This is a genomic window from Nonomuraea sp. NPDC048892, from assembly GCF_040649735.1.
Classification (GTDB): domain Bacteria; phylum Actinomycetota; class Actinomycetes; order Streptosporangiales; family Streptosporangiaceae; genus Nonomuraea; species Nonomuraea maheshkhaliensis.
Map to the genome: position 1 here is coordinate 801,232 of NZ_JBEZFZ010000002.1, position 16,166 is coordinate 817,397.

The 16,166-nt window shown below is 70.4% G+C and carries 11 protein-coding genes; 10 read left to right on the forward strand and 1 reads right to left on the reverse strand.

Translation table 11 applies throughout. The annotated features are described in order from the left end of the window. The first annotated feature begins 124 nt into the window (after positions 1 to 124). From AB0C28_RS09040 to AB0C28_RS09065, 6 genes are all read left to right on the forward strand, one after another. Positions 125 to 1,234, forward strand: a complete 1,110-nt coding sequence (locus AB0C28_RS09040) for an extracellular solute-binding protein (RefSeq protein WP_358073511.1) — start codon at positions 125 to 127, stop codon at positions 1,232 to 1,234. Beyond that, positions 1,231 to 2,979: an iron ABC transporter permease gene (locus AB0C28_RS09045; protein WP_358073512.1), complete on the forward strand. Its 1,749-nt coding sequence runs from the start codon at positions 1,231 to 1,233 to the stop codon at positions 2,977 to 2,979. Before AB0C28_RS09040 ends, AB0C28_RS09045 begins: the two co-directional genes overlap by 4 nt. Next, positions 2,972 to 4,048: an ABC transporter ATP-binding protein gene (locus AB0C28_RS09050; protein WP_357842658.1), complete on the forward strand. Its 1,077-nt coding sequence runs from the start codon at positions 2,972 to 2,974 to the stop codon at positions 4,046 to 4,048. The genes AB0C28_RS09045 and AB0C28_RS09050 overlap by 8 nt, the downstream gene beginning before the upstream one ends. A 143-nt stretch (positions 4,049 to 4,191) precedes the next feature. Then, on the forward strand, positions 4,192 to 6,534 hold the full coding sequence (locus AB0C28_RS09055) for a polysaccharide lyase 8 family protein (RefSeq protein WP_358073513.1): 2,343 nt from the start codon (positions 4,192 to 4,194) through the stop codon (positions 6,532 to 6,534). A gap of 370 nt (positions 6,535 to 6,904) precedes the next feature. Beyond that, a complete protein-coding gene (locus AB0C28_RS09060; protein ID WP_358073514.1) occupies positions 6,905 to 7,288 on the forward strand; it encodes a hypothetical protein in 384 nt (127 codons plus the stop codon). 49 nt (positions 7,289 to 7,337) lie between these two features. Then, positions 7,338 to 7,784 carry a DUF2690 domain-containing protein gene (locus AB0C28_RS09065; protein WP_357842667.1) on the forward strand — a complete coding sequence of 149 codons (447 nt, stop codon included), beginning with the start codon at positions 7,338 to 7,340 and terminating at the stop codon, positions 7,782 to 7,784. Between the two features lie 133 nt (positions 7,785 to 7,917). Here the strand turns inward: AB0C28_RS09065 and AB0C28_RS09070 are convergent, their stop codons facing one another. Further along, on the reverse strand, positions 7,918 to 8,352 hold the full coding sequence (locus AB0C28_RS09070; RefSeq protein ID WP_357842670.1) for a MarR family transcriptional regulator: 435 nt from the start codon (positions 8,350 to 8,352) through the stop codon (positions 7,918 to 7,920). A gap of 149 nt (positions 8,353 to 8,501) precedes the next feature. Between AB0C28_RS09070 and AB0C28_RS09075 the strand changes: the two genes are divergently transcribed. The 4 genes from AB0C28_RS09075 to AB0C28_RS09090 all read left to right on the forward strand — a co-directional run bounded on the left by AB0C28_RS09075 (position 8,502) and on the right by AB0C28_RS09090 (position 16,107). Continuing rightward, positions 8,502 to 9,488 (forward strand): NAD(P)-dependent oxidoreductase, encoded by a 987-nt coding sequence (locus AB0C28_RS09075; RefSeq protein WP_358073515.1) that lies wholly within the window; start codon positions 8,502 to 8,504, stop codon positions 9,486 to 9,488. Positions 9,489 to 9,729: 241 nt separating this feature from the next. Further along, on the forward strand, positions 9,730 to 11,907 hold the full coding sequence (locus AB0C28_RS09080) for a TerB N-terminal domain-containing protein (RefSeq protein ID WP_358073516.1): 2,178 nt from the start codon (positions 9,730 to 9,732) through the stop codon (positions 11,905 to 11,907). Further along, on the forward strand, positions 11,904 to 13,223 hold the full coding sequence (locus AB0C28_RS09085) for an ATP-binding protein (RefSeq protein WP_358073517.1): 1,320 nt from the start codon (positions 11,904 to 11,906) through the stop codon (positions 13,221 to 13,223). The genes AB0C28_RS09080 and AB0C28_RS09085 overlap by 4 nt, the downstream gene beginning before the upstream one ends. After that, positions 13,195 to 16,107, forward strand: a complete 2,913-nt coding sequence (locus AB0C28_RS09090; protein ID WP_358073518.1) for a DEAD/DEAH box helicase — start codon at positions 13,195 to 13,197, stop codon at positions 16,105 to 16,107. The genes AB0C28_RS09085 and AB0C28_RS09090 overlap by 29 nt, the downstream gene beginning before the upstream one ends. Positions 16,108 to 16,166 lie beyond the last annotated feature (59 nt).

Sequence of the window (16,166 nt, forward strand, 5' to 3'; positions counted from 1 at the left end):
GTTTTGCCATAGCATTCACAAGATGGCGGGTGTCACAGTGAGTCGACCGTGATCCCGCCGCCCGCACGGTCCTCCGCGTCAGGTCCCGGCGCCGTCGCCGCCGTCGAAGAACCCGAGGAACATCATGAGAAGGACCGCATTCCTGCCCCTCGCGCTCGCCGCCGCCCTCACCTCGGCGTGCGGCGCTCCGGCCGGTGACGCCCCCGCCGCGAAGCCCACCGCCACGGCGGACGTCGGCAAGGCCTCCACGGTCACCCCCGTGGACGACGCCACCCTCAAGGCGGCGCAGAGCGAGGGCGAGGTCCTGCTCTACACCAACGCCGAGGACCAGCAGATGGCGCCGCTGGTGAAGGCGTTCGAGAAGGCGTTCCCCGGCATCAAGGCGCGCAGCCTCACGCTCGGCAACCAGGAGATGTTCCAGCGCTACGAGACCGAGGCCGCCTCAGGGGCGGCCTCGGCCGACGTGGTCATGAGCAGCGACGCGGTCGGCTGGCTGTCGTTCATCGCGAACGGCAACGTCATGGACTACAAGGACCCGAACACGCCGAACCTGCCCGAGCACGCCGTCCTCGGCCCGGGCGTCTACTCCATGTCCGTGGACCCGGTCGTCGCGGTGTTCAACAAGGCGGTGCTGCCCGAGGCCCAGCAGCCCAAGACGATGGTGGAGCTGGCCGCGATGGCCCAGAAGCTGAACAAGAAGATCGCCACCACCGACATCAGCAACGTCATCCAGTACGGAGCCACCAGCGCCTACCTCGGCAAGTACGGCGAGGCCGGCTGGGCCACGCTGGAGAAGATCGGCCCCCACGCCGCGGTCGAGTCCAGCAACGGCCCCCTGGTGACCAAGCTCGCCCAGGGCCAGTACGCCGCCGAGTTCTTCGTCTCCGGCACCGTCCGCGCGTTCATCACCGACGACGTCGCCAAGGTGGTCAACTACAGCTACCTCAAGGACGGCACGCCGCTGCTGCCACGCGGCGTCGGCGTGACCGCCAAGGCGAAGCACCCCAACGCGGCCAAGGTCTTCGTCAACTGGCTGCTGTCGGTCGCGGGGCAGGAGGTCGCCTGCCAGGGCGGCTTCACCCCCTACCGCGACGGCGTGAAGTGCGACTTCGGCCTGCCCCAGGTCAAGGCCATCGTCGGCGAGGACAACCTGATCATCGGCACGTACGACAAGCAGCTCGCCGACCAGCGTGACCAGATCGTCGCCCGCTTCAACAAGGCTTTCGGCCGGTGACCCTCACAGCCGGCCCCCGGCCGGGGACGGCGGCCCCGGCGCCGGCCCGCGGGCCGTGGCGCCCGTCCGTGCCGACGACCGCCAGCCACTACCTGATCTGGGCCCTGACCCTGCTCGTCGTCGTCGGCCCCGTGGTGCCGATCCTGCTGGCCTCGCTCTGGTCGACGCCGCTCTACCGCTCCGGCGGCGGGCTCACGCTCGGGAACTTCCGCGACCTGCTGACCGACCCGGCCTGGTGGACCGCGGTCGGCAACAGCGCCGCCTTCGCCGCCCTCACCACGGTCTCGTCCGTGCTGCTGGGGGTGGGCGCGGCGGTGCTGCTGTCCCGCACCGACGTGCCGCTGCGCCGGCTCCTCGCCGCCGTGCTCATCCTGCCGATCATGCTGCCCGGCCTCGTGCTCATCGTCGGCTGGATGGCGATGTGGGCGCCGTCGGGGTACGTCAGCTCCTGGCTGCAGATCAACACCGTGCTCACGTTCCCCGTCGACCTCTACACCCTGCCGGGCATGGTGCTGGTGGCGACCTCCGTGGCCGCGCCGACCGTGTTCCTCTTCTGCCGCACCACCGTGCTCGCCATCGACCCCGCCCTGGAGGACGCGGCACGCAGCGCCGGCGCGAGCCCGCTGCGGGCGCTGCTCTCGGTGACCGTGCCGCTGCTGCGTCCCGCCGTGCTCAACTCGGCGCTGCTCGTCTTCGCCATCTCCTTCGAGGCGCTCGGCCTGCCGCTGATCCTGGGCTTCTCCAACAACATCAGGTTCGTCTCCACGTACCTGTACGACCACTGGATCAACGCGGCACCGCCGAACCAGGGGCTGGTGTCCGCCGGCGCGGTCTTCCTCCTGATCTGCGTCTCCGGGCTGCTCGTCCTGCGCAACCGGCTCGTCGGGGACGCCTCCCGCTACACGACGGTCACCGGCAAGGCCACCGCGACCCGGGTGGTGGGCCTCGGGCCGGCCCGGTGGCTGCCGGCGGCGCTGCTCGCCGTCGTGCTGGCGGTGTTCGTCATCGTGCCGCTGGTAGGGGTGCTGATGTCCGCTTTCACCACCATCCTCACCCCGTACGTCACCCCGTGGTCCGTGCTGACCGTCGAGAACTTCCAGGCCATCGCCGAGCATCCCATCTGGGGCGAGTCGATCGTGAACAGCCTGCTCATCGCCGGAGCGGGCGGAGTGCTCACGACGGTGGCCATCGCCGTCGTCTCGGTGGTGGCCCACCGCTCCTCCTTCCGCTTCCGCGGCTCGCTGCAGCAGGCGGTGGTCTGGCCCAGGATGATGCCGGGACTCGTGACCGGCATGGCGTTCTTCTGGTCGTTCGCCATCCTCGACCCGGGCGGCGCCGTGCGCGGCAGCCTGTGGGGAATCGGGCTCGCGTTCGCCGTGCGCAGCCTCGCCCTCGGCTACGGCGTGTTCTACCCGGCGCTGGCCGCGATCGGCGAGGACCTCGTCCGCGCCGCCCGCACGTCGGGGGCCACCTGGTGGCAGGCCGCGGTGAGCGTCGTGCTGCGCCTGTGCGCGCCCGCCATGGCCGCCTGCTTCGTGCTGCTGTTCGTCTCGATGCTCAACGACGCCGACCCCGCCGTCTTCCTGGTCACCGACCGGACGCCGGTCATGGGCCTGACCATGCTGCAACTCGCGGCGACGAGCACCGGCGGCGCCGTCGCCGCCTTCGGGGTGATCCAGATGGTCATCACCCTCGCGGTGCTGGGCGCCGGTCGACTCTTCCTGGGGGTGCGGGCACATGCCTGATCTCACGCTGACCAAGGTCGCCAAGAGCTTCGGCTCGAACGCCGTACTGCACGACCTCGATCTGCACGTACGCGACGGCGAGCTGTTCACGCTGCTCGGCCCCAGCGGCTGCGGCAAGTCGACCACCCTGTGGTCGATCGCCGGGCTGCACTCGCCCGACCGGGGGACCATCGCCTTCGGCGACCGGGTGGTGTTCGACGGCGGCCGGATCGACGTGACACCCGAGCGGCGCAACTGCGGCGTGGTGTTCCAGTCGTACGCGGTCTGGCCGCACCTGTCGGTGCACGACAACGTCGCGTACCCGCTCAAACTCCGCCGGGTGAAACGCCCGGCCAGGGCCGCCCGCGTCCGCGAGGTGCTCGAACTCGTCGAGCTGGGCCACCTGGAGCGGCGCTACCCGCACGAGCTCAGCGGCGGGCAGCAGCAGCGGGTGGCGCTGGCCCGCGCGCTGGCGCACCCGCCCGACCTGCTGCTGCTGGACGAGCCGTTCTCCAACCTGGACGCCAAGCTGCGCGAACGGGCCAGGGAGTGGCTGCGCGCCCTGCAGCAGCGGATCGGCGTCACCACCGTCTTCGTCACGCACGACCAGGACGAGGCGCTGTCCATGAGCGACCGCGTGATGGTCATGGACCAGGGCCGGGTGCGGCAGGTCGGCACTCCGGAGGAGATCTATCACGAGCCCGCGGACGAGTTCGTCGCCGACTTCGTGGGCAGCGTGAACGTGCTCGCGGGCCGGGCTGCGCCGGGCACGGACGGGACCGCGCAGGTGTCGCTCGAAGGGCTGGGCCGCCCGCTGACGGTCGCCGGTTCGGACCTCGCCGGTGACGTGCGGCTGGCCGTCCGACCCGAGCGCATCGTGGTGCACGCGCCGGGTGACGTTCCCGTGGACGCGGTCAACGTGGTCACGGTCAAGGTGGTCTCTCGGGCCTTCCTCGGGGATCACTACCGGTACGTGGCGGAGCTGGGGGAGCGGGAGCTGGTGGTGCGTACGCTGACGGCCGTCGGCCACGGCTCCGAGCTGATCGTCGAGCTGCCGCCTGAGGCGATCCGCGTCTTCGGCCCCGCCTGACCGCGCAGTCGGCGGGGGAGCCCGGTCGGCCCTGACCGGGTTGTGAGCCGGTCGGGCCCGTCCGGGGGAGCGGAAAAGATCCACCTGTCTGTCGACATAGGATCTTTTCAGCTCATCTTCCCCCCGACCGCCGGAAGGACTCCATGACCCACCTCCTCAGCCGGCGCTCCGCCCTGCTCGGCGCCACGGCCGTGACCGGTCTCGCCCTCTGGGACCGGCCGGCGGGGGCCACGGGGGCCGAGGCGAGGGCGGAGGCGGGAGTGGACGCAGGGCTGGGCACAGGGCTGGACGCTGCGGCGTTCGATGCCGCGCGCGAGCGGTGGGTGAGCCTGCTGGCCGGGGCGACGTACGATCCCGCCTACGCCGACAAGACGCGGGCGGTCGAGGGCTCGGCCAAGGCGGTGCTGCGCAAGATGAAGCCCGACCCCCGCCGCCCGAGCCTCTGGCCGGACCTGCCGCTGGGCGACCCGCGTACGGGCGACTTCAACCGTTCCTACAACCGCATGCGCACCCTGGCGCTCGGCTGGGCCACGCCGGGCACCTCCATGCACGGCGACAGGCAGGTCGCCGAGACCGCGGTCAGGGCGCTCGACTTCCTGTACGAGCACGCCTACAACGAGCGGCTCGACCGGCGGGGCAGTAACTGGTTCTGGTGGGAGATCGGCGTGCCCCGCGCGCTCACCGACACCTGCGCCCTGCTCTACGACGGCCTGCCCCGCGACCGCGTCGCCCGCTGGCTGCGGCCGCTGCGCCGCTGGTGCCCCGACCCCGAGCGCCGCGTCAGCCACCCCGGCGTCGTCGAGACCGGCGCCAACCGGGCCGGCAAGGCCATGGCGGTGGCCATGCGCGGGCTGCTCACCCATGACGAACGCCTGGTCAGGCGGGCCAGGGCCGCGGTCTCCGCGCTGCTGCGGCCGACCAGGGGGCCGGGCGACGGCCTCTACCGCGACGGGTCGTTCATCCAGCACGGCGTGTACCCGTACACCGGCAGTTACGGCGTGGACTTCCTGGAGAGCGTGGCCAAGCTGATCGCGATGCTGGCGCGCTCACCCTGGGAGCTCACCGGCGTCGGCGCCGTCTACGACCTCGTGGACCGCTCCTTCGCGCCGTTCGTCTTCGACGGGCTGATGATGGACTGCGTGCGCGGCCGGCAGATCTCGGTGCAGGGCCACCGCGACTACCACTCGGGCCAGAAGACGATCGAGGCCGTCCTCACCCTGCTGGAGTCGGCGCCCGAGCGTCACGCCGCGCGCTGGCGGCCGATGGTGAAGGGCTGGCTCGCCCGTAACACGGCCGTCCCCTATGTCACGCTGGCGCCCCCGGCCAGCATCGCCAAGGCGGCGGCGCTGCTGAACGACCCGTCGGTGCCGGTCGGGCCGCGTACGACGGGCACGTACGTGTTCGCCGACATGGACCGGGTCGTGCACCGCCGTCCCACCTGGGCGTACGCGATCGCCATGAGCTCGGAGCGGATCGGCGCGGCCGAGGCGATGAACAGGGAGAACCTGCACGGCTGGTACACCGGCGACGGCATGACCTACCTCTACACCGGAGACCTCACCCACTGGAACGACGACCTGTGGCCGACGATCGACCCGTACCGGCTGCCGGGCACGACCGTCGACCGCAGCCGGCGCACCGATCTCCAGCACGGCCACCGCCGCCTGCCGCCCACCCCGTGGGCGGGCGGCGTGGCGCTCGACGGCGAGTGGGGCGTGGCGGCCATGCGGCTGATCGCCGGCGGCTCCTCGCTGCGGGCCAGGAAGGCGTGGTTCCTGCTGGACGACGCGGTGATCGCGCTCGGCGCCGGCATCACCGCCTCCGACGGCCGCCGGATCGAGACCATCGTGGAGAACCGCAACACCCACGACCGCCATCCCCCGCTGACCAAGGGCGACGACTGGGTGCACCTGCCCGGCGTGGCCGGGTACGCGCTGCTCGACGGCCCAGGACCGCAGGTGATCCGCAAGAAGCGCACGGGACGCTGGCGGGACATCGACAAGGGCGCCACCACCGGCGGCGACACGACCCCCGTCACCCGCCACTACACCACGATCCTCCTCGACCACGGCGTCGACCCGCGCAAGGCGCGCTACGCCTACGCCGTCCTGCCCGGCGCCTCCGCCGCGCAGACCGCCGGCTACCGCCTGCGGGTCAGGATCCTCGCCAACTCGGGCACGGCGCAGGTCATCGCCCGCGGCGACGTGCTCGCCGCCGTCTTCTGGCGCGCCGGGACCGTCCAGACCATGGACGGGCCGCTCGCCGCCGACGGCCCGTGCACGCTGCTGGTCCGCCGCGACGACGAACGGGTACGGCTCGCGGTCGCCGACCCGTCGCGGACCGCCGACGAGGTGAAGATCACGCTGCCCTGGCCGGTGCGCTCGATCGAGCGGGGCGACCGCAGCGTGCGCAGGTCCAAGCGCGCGATCAAAGTGGAGGTCGGCGGCAGCCGCGGCCACGCCCACACCGCGATCGTCCGCGTCTGAGCCGAGCGCGCTTTTGGGCATCGGTCGCGCACGCCTGAACTGACCGCCCGCCCTCGCGCATCGGTTGCGCACGCCTGAGCCGGCTGCCCGCTCTCGTGCTGGGTCCCGCTGATCGAGGGGGCTTTTGTCCAAGCGACGCCCTGGACAATGCTTGGACAATTCTCCGACGTAAGTTCGTTGCCGCCACCCGATCGGCGGGGCATAGTCGGAATCGTCAAGGCCGCCACACCGCGACCCGTGCGGTCGCCGAATCGGCGGACCATCGGAGGGAATTACCCGGCCGGCGCCTTTCATTCGCCGCGCCGTACCACGAAAGCCGGAAACCCCTCTCTTTTCCACGGACATTTCCCCGGAACGAAAGGGCGCGACCATGACCGACAGGAAGCTGACCGCGGCCCTGGTGACCTGCGGCGCCGCCGTGGCACTGCTGAGCGCACCCGCCACGTCCGCGACGGCGAGCACGAGCACCACGACGGGCACCACGACACGCCTCGCTCAGGCGGTGGAACGCGACAGCGTCCGGTGTATCAAGCCCAGCGGAAAGAAGGCGAATTACTCGTGGTCGGACGGAAATTCGTCCACGACCGTCTACTTCAACAATCACTGCTCCCACCGCGTGTACGCCCAGCTGCATTTCAAGGGGCCAGCTGGAACGCGGAAGGAATGCCTGGCCACGAACGGCGGCACCAAGGGCAAGAAGAAATTCCACAAGGGCCTGGCCGAGAATCTCACGAACATCACCAGGGACTGCTGACCACGCGGGGGCCCGGAGCCCTCGCCTTCCGGTAAGGAGCCGGTTCGACATGAAGATCCACGTAGCCGCCCTCGCGGTCTCCGCGGCGGCGATCAGCACGCTGTTGCTCAGCACGGGGCCGGCGAGCGCGCACCCGTACGACGGGAAGGACCCGTACAAGAGCGGATGCGCGAACAGCAAGGTCTTCACGGGCAAGAAGGCCTCACTCGAGAACGAGATCGGTGACAGCCTGGGCGCGATCCGGCTGTACTACTCGCGGCGCTGCGGCACCAACTGGGGCGAGGCCCAGGTGCCGAAGAACGCGACCGGCTCGATCACGGTCTTCACCAGTTCGAAGCGGGTGTCGTTCACCTACCGCGCCGGCAACGGCGGTCACCACTGGGGCGACATGGTCTACGCGCCGAGCGGCGTCTGCGCCAAGGCCTCGGGCACCGTGGCCGCCGGAACCGGCCGCGTCAACCGGGGCAGCGGCACCACCGCCGCGGCCTGCGGCTGAGTTACCTGCCAATGGGGCGGCGTGCCACGGCACGCCGCCCTTTTGTCTGCCCAGATCAGTGCTTTGGACAATGTGGACAAAGCCTTGTCCAGGGCAGATCGCTTCGCTCGTCAGCCGTCAGCTGTCAGCCGCGTTAGCTGTTGTTAGCCGTCGGGGCCTCGTCGGCGCTGAGAGTCCGCAAGATGTCGACCAGGGTCGACATCTGCTCGGCGGTGAGCGACTTGAACAACTCGTCCGCCGCCCGTTCATAACCGGCCGTCCACTCCTGCGCCAGCGCGGCCCCCTGCTCTGTCACGTGAAGGAGCACGGACCGGCGGTCGTCCGCGCTGGTCTGGCGTTCGAGCAGCCTGTCGCGGACGAGCGCGTCGACCAAGGTGGATGCGGTCCCTTGGGCGATTCCGACCGCGAGGGCGAGTTCGGTGAGACGAACAGGCTGCGAACGCGCCACCTCCACCACCAGGCGAGACCTCGGCGTCGACACCCCGTGCTCGCCCAGACGCTCGTTGAAGTGACGTACGAGAACCTTCGCCGTCCGACTGAACTCGTCGGCGACCTGTGCGGCGGTCACGCTCTTCCTCGCGTGCGGCATCGCCCACCTCCTGCTTGACGCACCCATCGTACGAGAGGTTACATAGACGCCAATACATCGACATCAAAGTATTCGATGCCAATGTATTTGCGGGAGTGTGTGCGCGATCAACCACCAGGAGCGGAAGCATGAAGATCTTCATCACCGGCGGCAGCGGCTTCGTCGGCGGCGTTCTCGTCCATCGCCTCATCGCCGAAGGACACGAGGTCATGGCACTCGCCCGATCGGGCTCGAGCATTCAGCGCGTACGTGCGGCTGGAGCCGAGCCCGTTCCCGGCGATCTCATGGACCTCAACCAGGCCGATTCCCCGGCGCCGAGCTGGCTCGTCCAACTGCGTGAGGCCGACGCGGTCGTGCACGTCGCGGCTCACATGGAGTTCTGGGGACCCGACTCACTCTTCGAACGGGCCAATCACGTGCCGACGGTCGCCCTGCACGCCGCGAGCGTCGCCTTCGGGGTGCGCCGCTTCGTGCTCATCAGCGCCGCATCCGTCTCCACAGGCAGTCAACGTCGCCCTGTCGTCGACGAATCGACCCCGGAAGGCCGGCCGAACATCGCCTACAGCCGGGTCAAACTGGCCACCGAGCGCGCACTCCTGAAATCCCCCAGCGAGAACACCGAGCTGGTGGTGCTCCGCCCGCCGTTCATCTGGGGTCGCGGAATGACCACGATCAACGACATGGTCGAGGTCGCCGAGGCCGGACGGTTCGCCTGGATCGATCACGGCAGGCACATCGTCGACTTCGTCCACGTCGAGAACCTGGCCGCCGCCGCGATCCTCGCACTCACCCGAGGCCACCACGGCGGGGTCTACAACGTGACGGACGGCACGCCGATGCCCATCCGTGACTTCCTCACCCCCTTGCTGGCGACCCGCGGCGTGGACCTGTCCAAGAGCCGCAGCGTCCCCCTGGCGATGGCGGTGCCCATGGCGGCGATGATGGACCGCACGGCCCGCCTGCTCCGCCGGAAGTCCGCGCCTGCGCTGACGAACTGGCTCGTGAGCTTCACCGGCCGCGACCGTTCCTACGACATCACCGCCGCGCGGACGGAACTGGGCTACTCGCCCGACGTGACACTGGAGAAGGGCCTGGCGGAGATGAGCTCCTCCTGAGCCGGGGGCGCCCGGACATCAGTAGACGTGGTGCAGCGGACGGACCGAAACCCCGATTAGGGCTGCGACCGTGCAGTGGATCGGTAACAGGCGATCCTGCTGATGCTATGAGGAAGAGAAGGAACTGAAGTTCCTTCCGATGCGGGGATGGCCTCGGGCGTCTTGAACGTGAGCCGAGCGGGCTGAGCAGGGGTGATCAGTGAGCTTCTTGGACCGGTTCCGGCGTGAACCCCCTCCACCGGTGAGGACCGCTCCGCGACCTGGATCCGAGCGGCATCCCTCCGCCGCTCACCCTGGTCGTCACGCGACGCGTGCTCCCGCCCCGCCGCCGGCCCAGGCTCGTGCGTACGCTCCTGCGGATCCGTGGCTGCGTCCGGGCACGGGAATCACCATCGCGGGCTACAACATCGTCGGCGGGCTTCTCTACGTCGGCACGCGGTTGGCCGCACCTTCGGGCCACACGGTGGAACCGGCGCTGATCAACCCGGCCCTGCCCGTGGACCTGCGTCAGCCGGACTGGGGCGGGCAGGGTTTGGACTACTGGCCGTCGTACAGCGACATTCCGCCGCGGTCGAGAGCCGCCTATCTTGCCTGGCTCGCCGACGGGCGGCGCTTTCCGCAGGCGCCGATCGGCTATGTGTTCCTCTACTTCTACGGGCTGGAACGGCGGGTGCTTCACGACCTCCAGCGGGACCGTTCCAGCGCGGCGTACGACCTGCCGATCATCCACCAGGAAGTCCGGCGTCTCCTGTCCATCTACGGGGGTCACCGGGCATTCAAGCGCTATGTGGGACAGTTCGAGCAGGTGCTGGACATGTTCACGGCCGAGCCCTCCGCGAAGGCGCCGGCGCCCACACGCGACTATCCGCCCCCGCTACGGTTGCGCGCCGGTCTTGGAACGTTCTCGGCGCAAGGTGTGCCCGTGCCTGCCGACTGGGCGTTGACCTGGATCCGCTCGCATCCGGAGTACTACCCGCGTACCCCTGCCACCCGCTGCGCCACCGAGTTCGACGCGCTCTTCTCGCGGCGTTACACCGCCCGCTACGGAGAGGGGCTGGTCGTGCGGCCGGGCCGCAAGGAGGTCACGCTGGACTACCGGCCCGCCAGTGCCGGATTTCGCGGAGTGGCGGAGCTCAGCTTGCCCGGTGTGCCCGACGTTCTCGGGTACGCCGCCCCGACCCGCAAACTGGTCGCACTGGCCGACGAGTGCACCTCCGACCTCGAGGCCTACAGCCGTTACCTCGGCCGGGTGCCAGATGGGCAGCGTTCGGTCCAGGCACAGGCGCTGCTGCCGGCCGAGCTGGTGAACCTGTCCGGCGGCAGCGCCGGGCAGGCGATCGCGTGGGCGCGCCACCGGCTGGACACGCAGGAGTTCGCCGTCGTACCGGTAGGAGAGTTCTCCGCCTTCATCTCCTCCCCTCAGGTGGCGAAGCCGGCCAAGAAGGACGTCGTCGCTCTCGCGCAGGTGCTGGGCCGGGCGGGGGTCGGCATCGAGCCCGACCCGCGCCTGGGCGGCGCGGTGCTCACCTCCGGATCCATGGTGTTGTTCGCGGCGCCGGACGGCCCGACGGCGGCGGCCTCGGACGCCTACCAGGCGGCGACGTTGCTGCTGCACCTGGCGGCGGCGGTCAGCGCCGCCGACGGCGACTTCGACGAGGCCGAGCAGCGTCACCTGAGCGACCATCTGGAACGGGCGCTGCACCTGACCGCGGACGAGCGGCGTCGCCTGCACGCGCACCTGCGCTGGCTGACCGTCACCCCGGTCAAGCTCACCGGCCTGACCCGGCGCGTCGCGGGCATCGACGCGTCCCAGCGCCAGTACGTGGCGGAGTTCCTCACCGCGGTGGCCGGGGCCGACGGCAGGATCTCGCCGGACGAGGTGAAGACCCTCACCAAGATCTACCGCCTTCTGGAGCTCGATCCCGCTCTCCTGCCGGCCTCCACCAAGCCCGCCCCGGCGACGGAACCGGTCGTCGTCCGCCCAGCACACCCGGAACGCGGCTACGCCATCCCCCAGCAAGCCGAGCAGACCGAGCAGGCCGACCAGACCGCCCGCCCGCTCGTCCGGCTGGACGAGGCGGCGATCGCGGCCAAACTGGCCGAGACCGCGCGCGTCGGCGCGCTGCTGGGCTCGATCTTCACCGAGGACGAGCCCCCGCCGGCCGCCGCACCGCTACCCGCCGCCGCACCCGTGGCCGGTCTGGACGGGCAGCACTCCGGGCTGGTACGCGAACTGACCTCGGCAGAGCAGATTTCGCGGGCGCAGTTCGAGCACCTGGCGGCGCGCTGGAAACTCCTGCCGGACGGCGCGCTGGACCGCATCAACGAGGCCGCCTACGAGCTGACGGGCGAACCACTGCTGGATGGAGACGACCCGATCCGGGTCGACCGCAACCTGCTGGGAGAGATGCTGACGTGACATCGACCGCGATCCGCCCCCGAGAGCGTGACGCCCTGCTGCAGTCCCTGCGGGCCGGCGTCGTGCCGCGCATCGGGCAGCGCCACATCCAAGTGGGCCGCGAACCCGAGGTGAAGGCGCTGGTGACCGACATCGACCGGATCTCCGACGGCGGTTCGGCGGTGCGGTTCGTGATCGGCGAGTTCGGCGCGGGCAAGACGTTCTTCCTGCACCTGGTGCGTTCCATCGCGATGGAGAAGAAACTGGTCACGGCGCATGCCGACCTCAACCCGGACCGGCGCCTGCACTCCAGCGGCGGCCAGGCCCGCAGCCTGTACGCCGAGCTGATGCGCAACCTCGCCACCCGCGCCAAACCGGATGGGGGAGCGCTGAGCAGTGTGGTGGAACGGTTCGTCTCCACCGCCCTGGCCGAGGCCCAGCAGGCCGGCGCCGACCCGTCGCAGGTCATCCGGGCCAGGCTGGCCCACTTGAGCGAGATGACCGGCGGCTATGACTTCGCCGAGGTCGTCGGCGCCTACTGGCGCGGCCACGACAGCGGCGACGAGCAGCTCAAGTCGGCGGCGGTGCGCTGGCTGCGCGCCGAGTACGCGACCAAGACCGAGGCCCGCTCGGCACTCGGCGTGCGCACGATCATCGACGACGCCACCGTGCACGACCACCTGAAGCTGATGAGCCGTTTCGTCCGGCTGGCCGGCTACGACGGGCTGCTGGTGTGCCTGGACGAGATGGTCAACCTCTACAAGCTGGCCTCCACCCAGGCCCGCAACTCCAACTACGAACAGATCCTGCGCATCCTCAACGACACCCTGCAGGGCACCGCCGCGCACCTCGGGTTCGTCTTCGGCGGCACTCCGGAGTTCCTCGCCGACAGCCGGCGCGGCCTGTTCAGCTACCCGGCCCTGCAGTCACGGCTGGCCGAGAACTCCTTCGCCGCCGCCGGCCTGGTCGACTACTCCGGCCCGGTGCTGCGCCTGGCCGCGCTCACCCAGGAGGACCTGTACGTCCTGCTGACCAAGCTGCGCCACGTCCAGGCCGGCGGCGACCCCTCCCGATACCTGCTGGCCGACGACGCGCTGGCCGCGTTCATGTACCACTGCGCCAACCGCATCGGCGAGGCCTACTTCCGCACGCCCCGCACCACCATCAAGGCGTTCTGCGACCTGCTGGCCGTACTGGAGCAGAACCCGGGCGTGGACTGGCGGCAGATCTTGCCCTCGGTGGAGCCGGTGCCGGACACCAACCCCGACCTCGCACCGCTCGACGAGGACACCGACGGAGGGCCCGGCGATGACGACCTCGCCTCCTTCCGCCTCTGACGCCTTCGACCGCCTGCACCCCAAGGTCCAGCAGTGGATCTGGCAGCAGAACTGGCGCGAACTCCGTGAGGCGCAGGAAGCCGCCGTCGCGCCGATCCTGGCCGGCGACCGGGACGTGCTCATCGCCGCCGCCACCGCCTCCGGCAAGACCGAAGCCGCGTTCCTGCCCATCTGTTCGGTCCTGACCGAGCAGCCGGACACCGCGGGGTTCGCCGCCGTCTACATCAGCCCGCTCAAGGCCCTCATCAATGACCAGTACGGCCGCCTCGACCAGCTCTGCGACCACCTCGGCATCACGGTCTCCCGCTGGCACGGCGACGTCGCCGCCTCATCCAAGAGCAAGCTGCTCGACCGTCCCCGGGGCATCCTGCTGATCACCCCGGAGTCGCTGGAGGCCATGTTCGTCCTGCGTGGCTGGAAGGTCCGCGACTTCATGGCCTCCGTCCGCTACCTCGTCATCGACGAGTTGCACTCCTTCATCGGCACCGAACGCGGCGCCCAGCTGCAGTCCCTCATGCACCGCCTCGACCTGGCGGCCCGCCGCCGCATTCCCCGCGTCGGCCTGTCGGCGACCCTCGGCGACATGGGCAAAGCCGCCGGCTTCCTGCGGCCGCGGGCCGGCGACGACGTCACCGTGATCGTCTCCAGCAGCGACGCCCAGGAGCTCCGCCTGCAGATCCGCGGCTACGTCGAGACGGCGCCCACGCTCGACCCTCGCGACCGCTCCGCCCACGAAGCGCTCGGCGAGGAGGTCGGTGCCGACGACGTCGCCACCGGCGACCGGCTCGCCATCGCCGACCACCTGTTCACCACGCTGCGCGGCTCCCACAACCTCGTCTTCGCGGGCTCCCGCGCCGCCGTCGAGGACTACACCGACCTGCTCAACCGCCGCTGCGAGAACGCCCGCGTACCGGAGGAGTTCGTCCCGCACCACGGAAACCTGTCCAAGGACATCCGCGAGCACGCCGAAGCCCGCCTCAAGGACCGCACCCGCCCGGCCACGGCCGTCTGCACCTCCACCCTGGAGATGGGCATCGACATCGGCTCCGTCACCTCCGTCGCGCAGATCGGCGCCCCACCCAGCGTCGCCGCCCTGCGGCAACGCCTCGGCCGCTCCGGCCGCCGCGGTGGACCGGCCATCCTTCGCCTGTACGTCAGCGAACCCGAAGCCACCCCGACCATCCACCCGGCCGACGAACTGCGCGCCCAGCTCGTGCAGTCCATCGCCACCATCGACCTGCTCCTGCGACGCTGGTACGAGCCCCCGGCCACCGAAGCCCTGCACCTGTCCACCCTCACCCAGCAGACCTTGTCCCTCATCGCCCAGCACGGCGGCATCACCCCCGCCGACGCCTACCGCACCCTCTGCGCGCAGGGCTCCTTCCACGCCGTCGACAGCCCCACCTTCGCCACGCTGCTGCGCGACCTCGCCGCCGCCGACCTCATCCGCCAGGAGAGCGACGGACTCCTGCTGCCCGCCGAGACGGGGGAGCGGCTGATCAACCATCACACCTTCTACGCCGCCTTCGCCGCCCCCACCGAATACCGCATCGTCACCGAGGGCCGCACACTCGGCAGCCTGCCCTTCGAACAACCGCTCCCGGAAGGGAGCCTGATCATCTTCGCCGGCCGCCGCTGGCGCATCCTCACCATCGACACCCACGCCAAGCTCATCGAGGTCACCCGCGCCTCCGGCGGCCGGCCGCCCCGCTTCACCAGCGCCGGCCCGCTCGTCCACGACCACATCCGCACCACCATGCGCCTCCTGTACGAGGACACCACCGTCCCGGCCTACCTGGACGCCACCGCCCAGCGCCTGCTCACCGAAGGCCGCGCCGCCTACCGCCGGCTCGGCCTGCACGACACCCCGCTCGTCGGCTACGGCGACGACACCCTGCTGTTCCCCTTCCGCGGCGACGCCATCATGACCACCCTCGGCCTGGCCCTGCACGCCTACGGCGTCGACATCGTCCGCTACGGAGTCGCGCTGCTGATCAGCGACACCTCCCCGCAGTCCGCCGCCGCCCTCTTGGCCGATCTGGCCGCGGAGGGCGTTCCCGACGCCCTTGCCCTGGCCGCGCTGATCCCCGACAAGCGCATCGACAAGTACGACGACGTCATCGGCGAAGAACTGCTCACCCTTTCCTACGCGCGCCGCCTCGACGTCACGGAGACCCAGCAGTCCATCAGCGCTCTCGCCACCACCGGCGACCACACCCGAGCGGTCAACCTGGACACACCCAAGGCTGCCGCACCGCCACGCCGCCACCGCATCGGGTCGCTGCCGTACGCCGTCGTCGACATCGAGACCACCGGCCTCGACACCCGTGAGGCCCGCATCGCCGAAATCGCGATCATCCGCCTGCACCCCGACGGCAGCGAAGACCGCACCTACTCCACCCTGGTCAACCCGGGAGGCCGCTCGGGTCCCACCCACATCCACGGCCTCACCGAAGCCGGGCTGGCGGCGGCGCCTTATTTCCCGCAGATCGCCGGGGACGTGGCGGCCATGCTCGACGGCGCGATCGTCGTCGCTCACAACGTCCGCTTCGACAGCGAAGTCCTCAGCACCGAATTCGCCCGAGCCGGATACGCTCCCGACGACCTCCTGACCCTGTGCACTTTGAACCTGGCGCGCCGCTTCGGGCCGACCCTGCCCTCGCACCGCCTCGCCGACTGCGCTGCCGCCGAAGGACTCGGCAACGGCCCAGCGCACCAAGCAGAAAGCGATGCCCGAACCTGCGTCACCCTGCTGCGGATCTACCTCGAACGGGCAACGGCACAAGGACTGCAGTGGCTCGGTGAGCTCGGCGCGACCGGCCAGCTTCCGGCCCGGCCGTGGTGTACGGCACCCGTCGTCAACGAGTCCGCCGCCCGCACGTAGCGGGCCGGGGCCGGTTCGGCGTGACCGGTGGCCGGGCGACGACCACCGTGCCGGAGCCC